Source organism: Streptomyces malaysiensis subsp. malaysiensis (genome assembly GCF_040653035.1).
GTDB classification, from domain to species: domain Bacteria; phylum Actinomycetota; class Actinomycetes; order Streptomycetales; family Streptomycetaceae; genus Streptomyces; species Streptomyces malaysiensis.
The window spans coordinates 173125-188628 of sequence record NZ_JBEZNG010000021.1 but is presented as its reverse complement, the minus strand read 5'-3'; the positions used below and the strand labels follow the sequence as shown (position 1 = coordinate 188628).

The following is a 15504-nucleotide window of genomic DNA, read 5'->3' as shown; positions in this document are numbered from 1 at the left end:
ACGGCCGTTGAACGGCCTCGGCCTCGCCCTCCTTCGAGGCAGTCATGCCAGCTCCCGCGCACCGGTCCCTGCGATCGCAGGAGAACAGAGGAGTGAGCCATGCCGCAAGAAGCCCGCGCCGTCGTCGCGGTCAAAAAGGGCGCCCCCGTGGAGGTGCTGCCCGTTCTCGTGCCCGAACCCGGCGCCGGCGAGGTGCTGGTGGGAGTCCAGGCGTGCGGGGTGTGCCACACCGACCTGCACTACCGGGACGGCGCGATCGGTGACCAATTTCCGTATCTGCTCGGGCATGAGGCGGCCGGCATGGTCGAGGCCGTGGGCCCCGGCGTCACCGGACTCGCACCCGGTGACTATGTGGTCCTGGCCTGGCGGGCGCCGTGCGGCGGCTGCCGCTCCTGCCGCCGGGGCCGCCCGTGGTACTGCTTCGACAGCCGCAATGCCGCCCAGCCGATGACCCTGACCGACGGCACCCCGCTCAGCCCGGCCCTGGGCATCGGCGCGTTCGCCGAGAAGACGCTGGTCGCGGCGGGGCAGGCGGTGAAGATCGACCCCTCGGCGCGCCCCGAGGCGGCGGGGCTGATCGGCTGTGGGGTGATGGCCGGCTACGGCGCGGCCGTGCACACCGGAGGGGTGTCCAACGGCGATACGGTCGCGGTCATTGGCTGCGGCGGGGTCGGCAACGCCGCGATCGCCGGGGCCGCGCTGTCCGGGGCGCGCCGGGTGATCGCCGTGGACATCGACGACGCCAAGCTGGACGCGGCGACCCGCTTCGGCGCCACCGACACCGTCAACTCCCGCGGCACCGACCCGGTCGAGGCGGTCCGCGAGCTGACCGGCGGCTTCGGCGCGAATGTGGTCATCGACGCGGTGGGCCGCCCCGAGACCTACACCCAGGGCTTCTACATGCGCGACCTGGCCGGGGTGCTGGTGCAGGTCGGGGTGCCGGATCCGGAGATGCGCATCGATCTGCCGCTGATCGATCTGTTCTCGCGGGGCGGTGCGCTCAAGTCGTCCTGGTACGGCGACTGCCTGCCCAGCCGTGACTTCCCGGTCCTGGTCGACCTCCACCTCAGCCGCAAGCTGGATCTGGAGGCGTTCGTCAGCGAGACGATCACGCTGGACGAGGTCGAGACCGCGTTCGCCAAGATGCAGCGCGGCGAGGTGCTGCGATCGGTGGTGGTCCTGTGAGTGCGTCGGCCTGCCGAGTCGTGATCGTCGGGGCCGGGATCGTCGGCTGCTCACTCGCCGACGAGCTGACCGCCCGCGGCTGGCGGGACGTCACCGTCCTGGAGCAGGGCCCGCTGCTCGCTCCCGGCGGTTCGACCTCGCACGCCCCCGGCCTGGTCTTCCGGACCAGCCCCTCCAAGACCCTGACCGACTTCGCCAAGTACACCGTGGAGAAGTTCTCCTCGCTCGAGGTCGACGGGCTGTCCTGCTTCAACCCGGTGGGCGGTCTGGAGATCGCCACCAGCGAGGAGCGCTGGGCGGATCTGCACCGCAAGGCCGGGCTCGCGGCCTCCTGGGGCGTACGGGGCGAGCTGCTCGGCCCGGCCCGGTGCGCCGAGATGTGGCCGATGCTGGACCCGGACCGGATCGTCGGCGGCTTCCACACCCCGGACGACGGGCTGGCCCGCGCGCTGCTCGCCTCCCGCGCCCAGATGGAGCGGGCCACCGCGCACGGCGCCCGCTTCCTGGACCGGCACACCGTCACCGCCATCGAGCGGGAGGGCGGCCGGGTCACCGCGGTGGTCACCGACCGGGGCACCTTCCCCGCCGACATCGTGGTCTCCGCCGCCGGGTTCTGGGGCCCGCTGATCGGCGCGATGGCGGGGGTTCCCGTCCCCTTGCAGCCGCTGGCCCACCAGTACGCCAGGACCGGGCCGCTGCCCGAGCTCGCGGGGGTGAACGACCCCCGTACGGAGGCGAGCAAACCGATCCTGCGCTTCCAGGACCGCGATCTCTACTACCGCGAGCACACCGACCGCATCGGCATCGGCAGCTACGCCCACCGCCCGCTGCCCGTCGACCCGGCCCGGCTTCCCGCGTACGACGACGCCCCGGTGATGCCGTCCTCGCTGCCGTTCACCGCCGAGGACTTCGCCCCCAGCTGGGAGGAGAGCGTCAAGCTGCTCCCCGCGCTCGGCGCCGGCCGGGTCGAGGAGGGCTTCAACGGGGTCTTCTCCTTCACCCCCGACGGTATGCCGGTCATCGGCGAATCCCGCGAGGTGCGCGGCTTCTGGCTGGCCGAGGCGGTGTGGGTGACCCACTCCGCGGGCGTCGCCCGGGCCGTGGCCGAGTGGATGACGGACGGGCGGCCGGGCATGGACGTCCATGAATGCGATCTGTACCGCTTCGAGGACGCCCAGCGCTCCCCCGCCTACGTCGCCGAGCGCGGGAAGCAGAACTTCGTCGAGGTCTACGACGTCATCCATCCGCTCCAGCCGATGGAGCAGCCCCGTCCGCTGCGGGTCAGCCCCTTCCACATCCGGCAGCGGGAGCTGGGCGGATACTTCCTGGAGGCCGCGGGCTGGGAGCGGCCGCACTGGTACGAGGCGAACGCCCCGCTCGCCGAGTCCGTCGACCTGCCCCCGCGCGACGCCTGGTCGGCCCGCTACTGGTCGCCGATCGCCGCCGCCGAGGCCAGGGCCACCCGGGAGCGGGTCGCGCTGTACGACATGACCCCGCTCAAGCGGCTGTCGGTGAGCGGGCCCGGAGCGCTGGACTTCCTCCAGCGCATGACCACCAATCAGCTGGCCAAGAAGCCCGGCGCGGTCACCTACACCCTGCTGCTGGACGAGGCCGGGGGGATCCGCAGCGATCTCACCGTCGCCCGGCTGTCGGAGGACCGCTTCCAGGTGGGCGCCAACGGCGGACTCGACCTGGACTGGCTGCTGCGCCACGCGTCCGAGGGGAGCACCTCCGGGTCGCGGACCGGGGCAGTCCATATCGAGGACATCACGCCGGGCACCTGCTGTATCGGCGTCTGGGGCCCGCTCGCCCGGGAGCTGGTCCAGCCGCTGACCCGCGACGACTTCTCACACGAGGCGTTCGGCTACTTCAAGGCCAGGCAGACCTATATCGGCCATGTCCCGGTGACCGCGATGCGGCTGTCCTACGTCGGCGAACTGGGCTGGGAGCTGTACACCACCGCCGATATGGGCCTGCGGCTGTGGGACACCCTGTGGGAGGCGGGGCAGCGCCACGGGGTGGTCGCCGCCGGGCGCTCGGCCTTCAACAGCCTGCGGCTGGAGAAGGGCTATCGCGCCTGGGGCCATGACATGACCACCGAGCATGACCCCTACGAGGCCGGGGTCGGCTTCGCCGTCCGGATGAACAAGGGCGACTTCATCGGGCGTGCTGCGCTCGAGGCCCGCTCCGAGGAGACGGCGGCGCGCAGACTGACCTGTCTCACCCTGGACGACCCGGCCGCGGTCGTCATGGGCAAGGAGCCGGTGTACGCCGACGGCGTCGCGGTCGGCTATGTGACCAGCGCGTCCTACGGCTACACCATCGGCCGGACCGTCGCCTACGCCTGGCTGCCCGCCGCGACCGCCGTGCCCGGAACCGCCGTCCACATCGAGTACTTCGGCGAGAAGGTCCCCGCGACCGTCGCCGCCGAGCCGCTCTTCGACCCGCGCATGGAGCGCATCCGCCGCTGACACGCGCGTGTGCCACGCGCACGCCCCGCGACCACGGGAATCGACCGCCTGGAAGCCCCCCCGGGCACGGGTTCACCCTCGTGCCGGTGGTCGGGGAGCTCCTGGCCGATCTGGCACTCACCGGCACCGCCGCCCACCCCATCGAGCTCTTCGACCCCCGCCGGCTCCGCTTGAGGAGAATCCCATGACCATGGCTCCCGAATCCCCCGCCGCCACGACCTCCAGTCTGCTCGCCACCCTTCCCGGCCACTGGTACACCGCTCCCGGTATCTTCCGGCAGGAGCAGGAGCACCTGTTCGAGGCCATGTGGTTCTGCGCGGTGCGCGGGGCCGATCTGGACCGGCCGGGCGCCTTCCGCACCGTGCGGATCGGCCGGGAGAGCGTGCTGATCACCCGCAACCGGCGCGGTGAGCCACGGGCGTTCCTCAATGTCTGCCGGCACCGCGGCGCCCGGCTGTGCACCGAGGAGTCCGGTACGGTGCGCCGCTCGTTGCAGTGCCCGTACCACGCCTGGACCTACGATCTGGACGGCAGGCTCACCGCCGCCCCCAACCTTCAGCGGATGCCCGATATCGACCGGGTCGAGCGCGGACTGGTGCCGGTACGGCTTCGCGAATGGCTCGGCTATGTCTGGGTCTGCCTGGCCGAGGATCCACCATCCTTCGAGGAGACGGTGATCGGGGCGGTGGCCGAGCGGCTCGGCGACGCGGAGTCCGTGGAGCGCTACGACGTGGCCGGTCTTGCGCTGGGCCGCCGGATCTCCTATGACGTACGGGCCAACTGGAAGCTGATCGTCGAGAACTTCATGGAGTGCTACCACTGCGCGACGATCCACCCCGAACTCACCGAGGTGCTGCCGGAGTTCGCCGACGGCCTCGCGGCGCAGTACTTCGTCGGGCACGGCGCGGAGTTCGCCGAGGAGGCCCAGGGGTTCACGGTGGACGGCAGCGAAGGGTTCGGCCGCTTCGCGGGGATCGCCGAGGAGCAGGACCGCCGCTACTACGCGATCACGGTGCGGCCGCAGGTCTTCCTCAACCTGGTCCCCGACCATGTGATCATCCACCGGATGTTCCCGCTCGCCCCCGATCACACCCTGGTCGAATGCGACTGGCTCTACGCACCCGAAGTGGTGGCGTCCGACCGGGACGTGTCGAAGTCGGTGGAGCTGTTCCACCGGGTCAACGCCCAGGACTTCGACGCCTGTGAGCGCACCCAGCCCGCCATGGACTCCCGCGCCTACCGCGCCGGCGGGGTGCTCGTCCCCAGCGAACACCACATCGGCGCCTTTCACCGATGGGTGACCGACCATGTCCCGACCCCGGAAGCGGAGGAATGCCCGTGACGGACCTCTTCATCGGTGGCCAGTGGACCGGCGCGATCGACGAACGGACCCGGGAGATCCGCTGCCCGGCCGACGGATCGCTGGTGGCGGTCGTGGACGAGGGCGGCGGGAAGGACGCGGCCGAGGCGGTGGCCGCCGCCCGGCAGGCGTTCGACCAGGGGCCCTGGCCCCGTACTCCGGTCGGGGCGCGCGGCGATCTGCTGCTGCGCGTCGCCGATCTGGTGGAGCGCGACAAGGCCGGGCTCGCCCACGCGGAATCCCTGGACACCGGGAAGCGCCTGGCCGAGAGCGAGCTCGACCTCGACGGTGTGGTGGCGTGCTTCCGCTACTACGGACAACTGGTGCGCACCGAGGCGGACCGGATCGTGGACACCGGCACCGAGCACACCGTCAGCCGGGTGGTCTATGAACCGGTCGGGGTCTGCGCGCTCATCACCCCGTGGAACTATCCGCTGCTCCAGACCTCGTGGAAGGTCGCGCCCGCGCTCGCCGCGGGCAATACCTTCGTACTGAAACCCAGTGAGCTGACCCCCAGTACGGCGATCGCGCTGATGCGGCTGCTGGCGGAGGCCGGACTGCCGGACGGGGTGGCCAATCTGGTGCTCGGTCCGGGCGCCGAGGCCGGGGCCCCGCTCACCGACAACCCCGATGTGGACCTGGTGTCCTTCACCGGGGGCCTGCGGACCGGGCGCCGGATCATGGCCGCGGCCGCGGGCACGGTCAAGCGGACCTCGCTGGAGCTGGGCGGCAAGAACCCCAACATCGTCTTCGCCGACGCGGACTTCGACACGGCCGTGGACCACGCGCTCACCGCGGTCTTCCTCCACTCCGGACAGGTCTGCTCGGCCGGGGCCCGGCTGTTGGTGGAGGAACCGGTGCACGACGCCTTCGTCGAGGAGGTCGTGCGCCGCGCCCGTAGGATCCGGCTGGGCGGGCCGTTCGACAAACGGGCCCAGACCGGCCCGCTGATCTCCGCCGCGCACCGGGCCAAGGTCGAGGCGTATGTGGCGACCGGGCTCGCGGAGGGCGCCCGGCTGCGCTGCGGCGGCGCCCGTCCCGACGATCCGGCCCTGGACGACGGCTACTACTTCCTGCCGACCGTCCTCGACCGCTGCCACAGCGGTATGTCGGTGCTGGCCGATGAGTCCTTCGGGCCGGTGCTCACGGTGGAACGTTTCGCCGGGGAGGACGAGGCGGTGCGGCTGGCCAACGACACCGTGTACGGGCTCGCCGGGGCCGTATGGTCCGGCGACGAGGGGCGGGCCGAGCGGGTGGCCTCCCGGCTGCGGCTGGGCACCGTATGGATCAACGACTACCACCCGTATCTCCCACAGGCGGAGTGGGGCGGGTTCAAACAGTCCGGGACCGGACGGGAGCTGGGGCCCAGCGGGCTCGCGGAGTACCGGGAGACCAAGCACATCTGGCGCAATACACGCCCCCGTCCACAGGGCTGGTTCGCCTGACGGAAGTCCGGTCCGCCCGAGTCCGCCCCGGGCTGGGGGCTGGGGGCTGGGGGCTGCGAGGGCGATATCGGTCACCCGGCCTCCGCCGCGAGCATCAGTCGGACGGTGAGGCCGGGTCAGGTGTGGCCCCCGGGCTCACGACCCCGGTGGGCTCACAGCCCCGGTGGGCTCACAGCCCCGGTGGGCTCACGGCCCGGCCCGGCTCAGGTTCCCGTCCGGCTCATGGCCGGTCCGCCGCCTCGACGGGCTCATCCGCGTCCGCCTCGGGGCGGCGGTACATCCGTGTCGCGGTGATCTGACCGTGCACCTGCTGCTCCTCCTCCGGCTCCCGGACCGGCAGGCCCGGCCGCAGATGCTCCTCGACGCTGATGTACTTCAGCCCGGCCCGCAGATCCGCGTCATTGCGCAACCGGATCACCAGCGGGAACTCGGCCAGCGCCGTGGTGTCGAACAGCCCCGTCGTATAGAGCAGCTGCACACCCAGCGCGTCCGCGACCGCCCGCTGGAGCTCCAGCAGATAGGTGGCGTTGGCGCGGCCGATCGGATTGTCGAGGAAGAGGGTGCCCGCGTGGCGGTGCTTGTCACGGCCCCGGTCGTTGCTGCGCAGGGCCGCCATCGTGCAGTACAGCGCGATGGCGGCGGTCAGCAGCTGGCCACCGGAGAACACATCGCCCATCTGCCTCACCGGCACCCGCTCGGCCCGCAGCACCGCGTCCGGTTTGAGGATCTCGACGGCCACCCCGCGCGGCAGGAGCGCGGCATGGACCCCGCGCAGCAGCAGGGACATGCCGTCCCGGCGCAGATCGGAGTTCTTCCGCACGGCGGAGTGGGTGGCCTCGTCGATGACCTCGCCGAGCCGCTCGGTGAGGCTGGCCTGGTCGGGGTCCTCGAAGCGGATCCGCAGGAACTCCTGCCCCGACCACTCGCCGAGCCCCTCGGGGAGCCGGGAGAGCCGCTGCGCGGAGCGCAGGGTGGCCAGACATGACTCCACCAGGCCGCGCAGCCGGTCCACGATGGAGTCGCGGTTGCGCTCCAGCTGCTCCAGCTCGTCGGTGAGCACGCGCAGCCGGGGCGCGAACGCCTCGGCCCAGGCGGCGGCGTGCTCGGGCAGGGCGGCCGCGGGGAGTTCGCGGATCTGCTGGCGGGCGGGGGTGCGCACCTGCTCGTAACGGGTGGAGTTGGCGTGCCGCACCAGCACATCGGACGCCTCCCGCACCGCCGACTCGGCCGCCGACAGATCGGCGGCGCAGCCGCGCAGTGAGCGGCGGCTCTCGGCGGCGGCCTGACGGGCCTCGGCGAGACCGCCCGCGTACGGCTCGGGCCGCTCGCCGTCGTCCTCCGCGCCGGGGCCGTCCCGCAGCAGATCCCGCAGCAGGGCGGCGGTCTCGTCGAAGCCGCCCGCCGCGTCCTCGGCGGCGCGGTGGGCGCGCACCAGGTCGGCGTGGGCGGTACGGGCGGTGTCCAGGGCGTCCGTACGGGCGGCCAGTTCGCCGTTGGCGGTGCGCAGCAGCTCCTTCGCCTGCTCGGCGTCGGCCGGGACCGTCTCCTCCGGCAGCTCGGTATGGGCCTCGCCGTCGGCGGGGGCGAGCCGCTCGGTCTCGCCGCGCAGCCGTCCGAGCTGCTCGCTCGCCGCCGACGCGCGGCTCTCCAGCATCTGGACGAGCGATTCGGCGCGGGCCGCGGCGGCCTGCCGGGAGGGGCCGTCGGCGCCGTCGGTGCCCTCCAGGAGCTGGGCGGCGCGGGTGCGGACCTTGTTGGTGAGCCGGTCGAGGGAGGCGAGGGCCGCGCTCTCGTCGCTCTCGGCGCGGGCCTGTTCGGCGCGGAGGTCGGCGCCGACGCCGACTTTCTCGTAGACCTGGGAGGCGGCGCGGTACGCCTCGCGGAGCGCGGGCAGCGAGGCGGACGGCGGCTCGGTGACCTCGCCGAGGTCGTCGGGGGCGCCCGCGATCTCCGCGCGCTCGGCGCGCAGGGCGCGGGCCGTACGGTGCGCGTCGTCGGCCGCGCGCTGGGCGGCGCGCCGGTCCTCGTCGGCGGCGCGGGCCCGGTCCACGCAGCCCGCGGCGCGCTCCTCGTACTCGGCGGCCTCCTCGGCCAGTTCGCGCAGCCGGGTCTGCCAGGTGGCGCGCTCCCGCAGCCGGTACGCCAGACCGGCCAGCGCGTCCGCCACCCGGCGGGCCCGCTGCGCCGCCTCCTGGCGCTCGTCGCGGACCCGGGCGGCCTCGGTGGCGGCCTCGTCGGCCTCCGCCCGCGCCGTACGCCCCTCCACCAGCTCGCGCTGTGCGGTGTCGGCGGCTTCCCGGGCGGTCTCCGCCGCCGCCGCGAGCTCGGCGAGCCGTCCGGGCGGGCAGCCGGTGCGCCATGAGGCGAGCCGCGCGGACAGCGCCCGGTCCCCGGCGAGCCGGGCGGCGAGCGCCCTGATCTCCTCGTCCCGCTCGGTGGCGCGGGCCCGCAGCCCGCGCCGCTCGTCGTCGGCGGCGCGCTCGTCGTGCATCGCCGGGTTCGGCGGCACGAGGAAGACCCCGCTGTCCTCGGTGCCGGGCGCGGGCGTCGGCGCGAGCAGCGCGGCGGACGTCCCTACGGCCACGGCGGACCGCGGCAGCAGCGACGCCTGGCCGAGCACCTCACGGGCGCGGGCGTGGGTGCCGGGGTCGGTGATGACGACCCCGTCCACCAGCTCGGGGCGGGCCGCGAGCACGGCGGCGTGGTCGACGGGGTCCACGGCCTGGGCGAGGTAACGCCAGCCGGGGAGGGCCGGGATGCCGTGCTCGCCGAGGTACTCGACGGCCGCCAGCACATCGGGGCTGGGCGGCAGCAGCCCCCCGTCGCCGAGCGCACCCAGAATGCGCGCGTCCTCGGCCGCCGCGGTCCGCAGCTCGAAGAGCTGCCGCTCGGCGGAGGCGACGCTCTCCTCGAGCAGTTCGCGCAGCGCCTCGGCGTTGCGATCCAACTCCTCGGCGGTCAGCGCCCCGTCCGCGAAGGCCCGCGGGGCGGGCCGGGGGTGACGACCGCGGTCGCGCTCGCGGTCGGGTTCACCGCCGGGCTCGGGGCTCCAGCAGTCGGAGTCGTCGTCGGCGGAGCCGGAATCCGCGTCGGCGGGGGTGACGGGGTTGGCGTCGGCGGGAGTGACGTTGGCCGGGGTGACGTCGGCGGGCCGGGTGCCGCTGTCAGCGGCACCCGGTTCGCCCTGACCACCGTCAACGTCCCCGACCCGGGCCGACACCTCCCCGGGAGGCCGGGATTCAGCCGCCACGACCCGGGCGCCGCGCGGGCCGTCCGGGCGCGGGCCATCGCCCGACGGGGCCGCGTGGCCGACGTCGGCGGTGTCCGTGGCGGCCTCCGTGCCGGCCTGACCGCCGTCACCGTAGGAATCGACCGGCACGACCGGAACGGCGCCGCGGCGGCCCTCCGGGCGCGGACCGCCACCGCCCGACGCGGCGTCCTGCGCCTGGTCGATCCGCACCGTCACCCGCCCCGCGGGCCGGGACTCCGCCGCGAGCGGACGGCGCCGGTGAGCTTCCCCCGGACCCGCCTCCGCGACCTCGGCGGAGGCCGCGCCGTGCCGAGCGGGGCGCGCCCCTTCCGCCCCGCCATCGACGCGAGCGGTGTCCCCCGATTCGTCAACCGGGCCGGTGCCCAGGCACTGGTCGCCCACGGAAGCGGCGTCCCCCTCCACGCGCCTGGCACGACCTGCCTCGCCCACCGGCCCGGTGGCCGAGAGACTGTCGCCCGCGACGGCGGAAACGCCCTCCGCGCCCACGACGGCCTCCGCCGACCGGACCACCGAGCCGGAGGCGGCGTCCCCGCCCCTGAGGTGCGCAGCGGAGGGGCCCGAAATTCCACCGGCCTCCGCCCCACTGTCTTCCTCGACCCCACCCGCGGCCGAGCCCCCCGAGCACGGGCCACCCACCGCGCAAGAAGCGGAAACCCCGCCACCGGACACCGGACCAGTACCCGGGAATCCGTCGCCCACGACGGCGGAGCCACCCTCCATGCCCGGGACGTCCGTCGACCGGACCACCGAGCCCGGGACCGCACCCCCGCCCCTGGGGCGCGCCGCCGAGGGGCCCGGCGCGGCGTGGTTCTCTGCCTCGAAGCGTGAGCGGGTGTCGGTGGGCGGGTCCTCGGGGGCGTAGTCGTGGTCGTGGGGCGCGGGCTCCGGCTCCGAATCCGGGGGGATCGTGGGCGGTGCGTGAGGGGCCGCGCGGAAGGCGGCCGGGAGTTGGGAGAGGCCGATGTCGTCCGCGTCCTCCTCGTCCACCCGGACCGTGATCCACCCGTCCCGGCCGGAGTCGGCCGGCAGGGTACGGGCCGCCCGTCGGCCCGCCCCCCGCCCGCCCGCGTCCGGAATGCGCACCGTCACCCCGCCCGCCGCGCGCGAATTCGCCGCCGATGGGCGGGCGGCGCCGCGCGGGGCGGGGACGGCGGCGGTGGGCTGTGGCAGGCCCAGCAGTTCGATCAGTCGCTGCTCCGCGCCCAGCGCCTCCGCGGCGCGCCGCTCCGCGTCGTAGGCGGACTCCGTGGCCCGCGCCGCGTCCACCGCTCGCGCCGCGGCCAGTTCGGCGCGGGCCTCCACGGCGGCGGCCGACTTCGCGTGGTCGGCGGTGCGCCGGGCGGTCTCGCGGGCCTCGTCGAAGGCGGCGACCGTGGTCTTCTCGGCGTCACTCGCGGCGAGGGCGGCGCGGGCCGGGTCGGCGTCGGGGGCGGAGTCGTCGAGCCATCCGGCACGCACGGCCTCGGCCGTCTCCTGCTCGACCTCGGCGAGCCGCTGGCGCAGATGCTCGGCGTCGCTGCGGGCGCGCTGGGCCGCCGTGGCGGCGGAGGTGGCGTCGCGGTGGGCGGCCTCACCGGTCTCCTGGAGGGCGGCGGAGCGCTCCTCCTCCTCGTTGGCGACCCGCTCACCGTCCTCGGCCGCCGCGTGCAGGGCGCGGACGAGGTCGGCGGCGGCCTTGGCGCGGGCGGCGAGGGCGGGGGCCGCGTCCCGCTCGGCCTCGCGGATGGCGGCGGCCACCCGCGCGGAGCGGTCGGCGGCGGCGCGGTGACGCAGCACCGTCTCGGCGGCCTGCCAGGCGGAGTGCAGGGTGCGGGCGTCATTGAGCTCGCGGCGCTGCGCCGCGGCGCCCTTCTCGGCGGCGGCGAGCGCCAAGGATGCGTGGCGGTAGGCGAGTTCGGCGGCGACGAGGTCGCTGCGCCCGCGCGCGCCCTCGGCGTCGGTGACGGCCTGGGCGGCGGAGGCGACCCGCTCGGCGAGTTCGGCGGCGCGTGCCCGCTCCTCCGCGCCGCGCGCGGACAGCCGCCGGGAGAGCGTACGGGTGCGGCGCTCGGCGCCCGCGTGGACGCCACGGGCCTGCTCGCGCCGCTCCGCGGCGTCCGCGATGCGCTGGAGCAGATCGAGCGAACCGGCGGTGAAGTCCCGCTCGGCGGTCAACTCGGCGCGGCGGCCCAGCTTGTGGGCGAAGCCGTGGACGAGGTCGGCGAGCCCGTCGGTGTCGCGGGTGTCGGTGACGGCGCGCAGCAGGAGGTCGGTGAAGTCGGAGTCGTTCTTGACCGCGAAGAGCCCGGCCGCCTCGCCCTCGTCGGCGTTCATCTCCCGCTGGTAGCGGAAGAGTTCGGGGTCGAGGCCGAGCTCGCCGAGGTGTTCGTTCCAGCGCTCGTGGATCTCCACCCAGACCACGTCCAGATGGGGGTACGCCTTGCCGGCCTCCGTAAGGGCGTCACGGAAGCCCTTCATGGTGCGGCGGCGGCCGCGTGCGGTGGAGGCGCCCTCGACGGCGGGCCGCACCGCCGCGGATTCGGCGACCGGCAGGGAGTCCAGGCTCATCCCGGGGCCGGGCCGGAAGGAATACCACGCTTCGGCGAACTTCCGCGGGTCGTTGGAGACCTGACGGCCGCGCCATTCGCTGACCTTGCCGACGACGACGGTCTCACCGGTGACGGTGTGCTGCCACTCCAGCGCGACATGCCCGCAGTCGTCGGCGAGCAGGAACTTGCGCAGCACTCCGGAGCTGGCGCCGCCGAGGGTGTTGCGATGGCCGGGCAGCATCACCGAGAAGATCAGCTTGAGCAGGACGGACTTACCGCCGCCGTTCTCCAGGAAGAGCACACCGGCGGGGGCGGGGCGGCGCGGCGGGCCGACCGGCTCCTCCTCGAAGAACTCCGCCTGGGTGGGAGCGGGGCTGGGCACCGGCTCGCCGACTCCGCGCAGGTCCAGCACGGTGTCGGCATAGCGCGCACCGGCCGGCCCGATGGAGTAGAGGCGGATCCGGGACAGCTCGTACATGGCGGCGGACTCTCGTTGTCGTAAGGGGTGGTGATGTCGGCGGGGTGGGCAGGGGCGGCGCTCAGGAGTGGAACGGGAGACCGGCGTCGGCCACCAGGTCGAGGTCGTCGCTCTCGTCGGGGGGCAGCAGGGTCGCCCCGCCGTCGCTGACGGGGACGACGCCGAGCTCCAGCAGCTCGGCCATGGCGGCGGAGGCCGCCATGTCGCGCACCTGGAGCTGATAGCGGGCGGTCGTGCGGTAGGTGCCGCCGGATTCGTCCCCGGTGCGCTGGAGGAAGCCGGAGTCGACCAGGAAGGCGGCGGCCTTGCCGACGATGCCGGTGGTGGAACCGGCTAGCCTGCGGGCGTCCTTGGTGGCGCCGGTCGCGCTGCGCCGGGCGTACACCCGCCAGGCGGACTCCAGACCGGGCGCGCCGGTGGTGGGGTCGGTGTTCTCCCCCTGCTCCTCGGCGCGCTCCTCCAGCCGACGGCACGCCTGGCGGACGAAGGCGTCGACGCCGTTGACGGTCACTCGGCCGATATAGCCGTCGTCGGCGAGGTCCTCGGGGCGGGGGAAGGCCAGGGCGGCGACGGCGAGATGGGCGAGGCCGTGCAGAAAGCGGTCGGCGGAGTCGGTGGCGGCCCGGCGGGCGTAGTCGCCCATGCGGACGGCGAAGACGGAGTCCTCGGCGGCGGTGACCGCCATTCCGGCGCGGGTCGACACCTCCAGCACGATGAGCCCGAGCCCGGCGGCGACGGCGTCGGTGAGGCGCGCGAACGCCGGTTCGTCACGGTGGCGGCGCAGCAGCTCGGCGTATTCGACGTCCCGCGCGGGCAGCAGCTTGGGCTGGAGCCCGAAGGCCACCAGCCGTGCGGCGTCGGCCGCGTCGGCGGGCGTCATCCCGGGCGCCGCCGGGGCGGGGGCCGCGTCCGGCGGGGTCATCTCGTCGATGTCGTACTCGGTCACGGCTGAACCTCCTCGCGCGGCAGGGTCATACGGCGGGCCGGGGCCGATACGGGGCCAACGGCCGGCGCGGCCGCGGCCGCTCGCCGTCGTGGGCCGTCGCCCCCGCCTGGGCGGGCGGCCGCCGGTCCGCCACCGTACGGCGGGACGGACCGGGCGGCGGGCCGAAGCGGCCCGGCCGCGCGCGGCGGACGGCCTCCGCGGGGAGAGCCCTCGTGGCGGAGCCGGGCGGAGCCCGAACCGCCGCGGCCGAAGCCGCGTGCACTCCGGATCGCCATCACGCCACCTCCGCCCGGTCGGCGGCCATACCGGCCGCGTCCAGCAGGGCGGTGCCCACGATCAGGTCGGCGCCGCCGAACTCGTGGTCGTCCAGCTCGGTGCCGTCGTCCACGGCGAACAGCAGCCGCTGCTCGCCCTGGCGGTAGGCGGTGCCGACCGGGGGGCTGGCGGCGTGGACGGCGAGGAGGGCGATCAGATACGGCAGATCGGGGTCGCGGCGGCGGGCATCGGCGAGCAGCCCGGACAGCCGGCGCGGGGCGTCGGCGGGCAGCTCGAGCAGCTCCATGGCCACCGCCAGCTGCTCCTCGCTGAAGCGGCTGTCGTCGGGGGTGGCGATGAGGTCAGGCTCGGGCATCTCGGCGCCGAGGTGCTCGCGCTCCACGGGCGGGGTGAGCAGCATCTCGACCAGGTCGGCCATCCGTACCGAGGTCGGGGTGCGCAGCCCGGTGCCGCGGGTGAAGAACGCGTCGGTGACCCGGCCCGCGCGCTCGACGGGGAGCGGGAGCACGGGGGCCAGCAGCTGTCCGTACAGGTCGTATCCGGAGCGCGGGGCCGGGGGCGCGAAGGCTTGGCGGTCCTGCTCGGCGCGGAACAGCGGTCCGGCCTCCAGCAGCCGGGACTGCAACTGGGTGTGGCGGCGGATGCAGTCCTTGACTATGTCGACGAGCTCGGCGGCGCGCCGCTTGTGCTCGGCGCTCTCGGCCTCGTCGCGCGCCTTGCGGATGTTGGTGAGAATCGCGTTCTCATGGCGGTAGCGGTCGGCGACGTGGTCGAGCGCCTCGCTGATCAGCTCGGGAACGGTGCTCAGCCAGTCGACGGCGCGGACGTTGCGCCGGGTGGCGTCGAGGGTGCGGCGCAGCGTCTCCGAATACTGCACGGTGCGGTAGCGGGCCTGCTCCGCGGCGAGTTGGGCGTCGGCGAGGCGGCCCCGGCTGATGAGGACCTCCAGCTTGACCTCGGCGGCGATCTGGGCGCTGGTGACATCCGTGTCGAGGGCGCCGACCAGGACGTTGACCGCCTCGTCGGTGGTGCGCAGATAGACGCTGCCGCCGGGGCCGGGCACCTCCTCGATCAGCTTGAAGTCATAGTCCCTGCGGACATAGACCCCATCGGGCCCGAAGGTGCCGTAAACGGCGCGGAAGCCGCGGTCCACGCTGCCCACGTTGATCAGGTTCTCCAGTACCCAGCGGGCGACCCGGTCGTGCTCGGCCGCGGGGCGCCCGGGGGCCTGGGCCGCCACCCGGGGCAGCAGCCTGGCCACTATCTGCTCGTGGTCGGCACCGGTGTCGAAGTCCATGTGGAGGGTGACGAGGTCGATGGCGGCGAGGGCGACCTCCGCCATCGCGTACACCCCGTACTCCCCCGCCAGGTTGGCCTTGCGCGCGTCGAGGTCGTGCAGCGGCGCGGTGCAGGCGAGCGCGCGCAGCCGCCGGGCCAGGCCCTCGTCGGCGGCCGGGCCCGGGGCCGGCCGGACGGCCCCATCAGCGGTGTTGAGCTGGGGCGCGGCGGCCCCCGGGGGTGGAGATGTCACGTCGCACAGAGTA

7 protein-coding genes and 1 pseudogene are annotated in these 15504 nt (G+C 74.4%); 5 read left to right on the top strand and 3 right to left on the bottom strand.

Going from position 1 to position 15504, the window contains the following annotated elements:
- The first annotated feature begins 99 nt into the window (after positions 1–99).
- The 5 genes and pseudogenes from AB0E24_RS33405 to AB0E24_RS33385 all read left to right on the top strand — a co-directional run bounded on the left by AB0E24_RS33405 (position 100) and on the right by AB0E24_RS33385 (position 6461).
- A complete protein-coding gene (locus AB0E24_RS33405; protein ID WP_069871443.1) occupies positions 100–1185 on the top strand; it encodes an S-(hydroxymethyl)mycothiol dehydrogenase in 1086 nt (361 codons plus the stop codon).
- Positions 1182–3656: a GcvT family protein gene (locus tag AB0E24_RS33400; RefSeq protein WP_359382607.1), complete on the top strand. Its 2475-nt coding sequence runs from the start codon at positions 1182–1184 to the stop codon at positions 3654–3656. Before AB0E24_RS33405 ends, AB0E24_RS33400 begins: the two co-directional genes overlap by 4 nt.
- A 62-nt stretch (positions 3657–3718) precedes the next feature.
- Positions 3719–3844 (top strand): annotated as a pseudogene (locus AB0E24_RS33395) (N-methyl-L-tryptophan oxidase); the annotation flags it as partial.
- Positions 3841–4998, top strand: a complete 1158-nt coding sequence (locus AB0E24_RS33390; protein WP_079256540.1) for an aromatic ring-hydroxylating oxygenase subunit alpha — start codon at positions 3841–3843, stop codon at positions 4996–4998. The pseudogene AB0E24_RS33395 and the gene AB0E24_RS33390, both read left to right, overlap by 4 nt.
- Positions 4995–6461, top strand: a complete 1467-nt coding sequence (locus tag AB0E24_RS33385) for an aldehyde dehydrogenase family protein (protein WP_359382603.1) — start codon at positions 4995–4997, stop codon at positions 6459–6461. Before AB0E24_RS33390 ends, AB0E24_RS33385 begins: the two co-directional genes overlap by 4 nt.
- 220 nt (positions 6462–6681) lie before the next feature.
- On the opposite strand, the gene AB0E24_RS33380 is transcribed toward AB0E24_RS33385, so the two are convergent.
- The 3 genes from AB0E24_RS33380 to AB0E24_RS33370 all read right to left on the bottom strand — a co-directional run bounded on the left by AB0E24_RS33380 (position 6682) and on the right by AB0E24_RS33370 (position 15491).
- Positions 6682–12738, bottom strand: coding sequence for a hypothetical protein (locus AB0E24_RS33380; protein ID WP_359382600.1), 6057 nt, complete (start codon positions 12736–12738; stop codon positions 6682–6684).
- A 61-nt stretch (positions 12739–12799) separates the two neighbouring features.
- The gene (locus AB0E24_RS33375; protein ID WP_147968323.1) at positions 12800–13660 is read right to left on the bottom strand and encodes a hypothetical protein; all 861 of its coding nucleotides are present in this window, start codon (positions 13658–13660) and stop codon (positions 12800–12802) included.
- Positions 13661–13958: 298 nt separating this feature from the next.
- Entirely contained in the window at positions 13959–15491 is a 1533-nt protein-coding gene (locus tag AB0E24_RS33370; protein WP_093705035.1) for a hypothetical protein, read from the bottom strand.
- Positions 15492–15504: the final 13 nt, after the last annotated feature.

Bases quoted from the DNA above. Each gene is read 5' to 3' on its own strand.
- AB0E24_RS33405 (WP_069871443.1), top strand. From the start codon at position 100: ATGCCGCAAGAAGCCCGCGCCGTCGTCGCGGTCAAAAAGGGCGCCCCC.
- AB0E24_RS33390 (WP_079256540.1), top strand. From the start codon at position 3,841: ATGACCATGGCTCCCGAATCCCCCGCCGCCACGACCTCCAGTCTGCTC.
- AB0E24_RS33380 (WP_359382600.1), bottom strand. From the start codon at position 12,738: ATGTACGAGCTGTCCCGGATCCGCCTCTACTCCATCGGGCCGGCCGGT.
- AB0E24_RS33375 (WP_147968323.1), bottom strand. From the start codon at position 13,660: ATGACCCCGCCGGACGCGGCCCCCGCCCCGGCGGCGCCCGGGATGACG.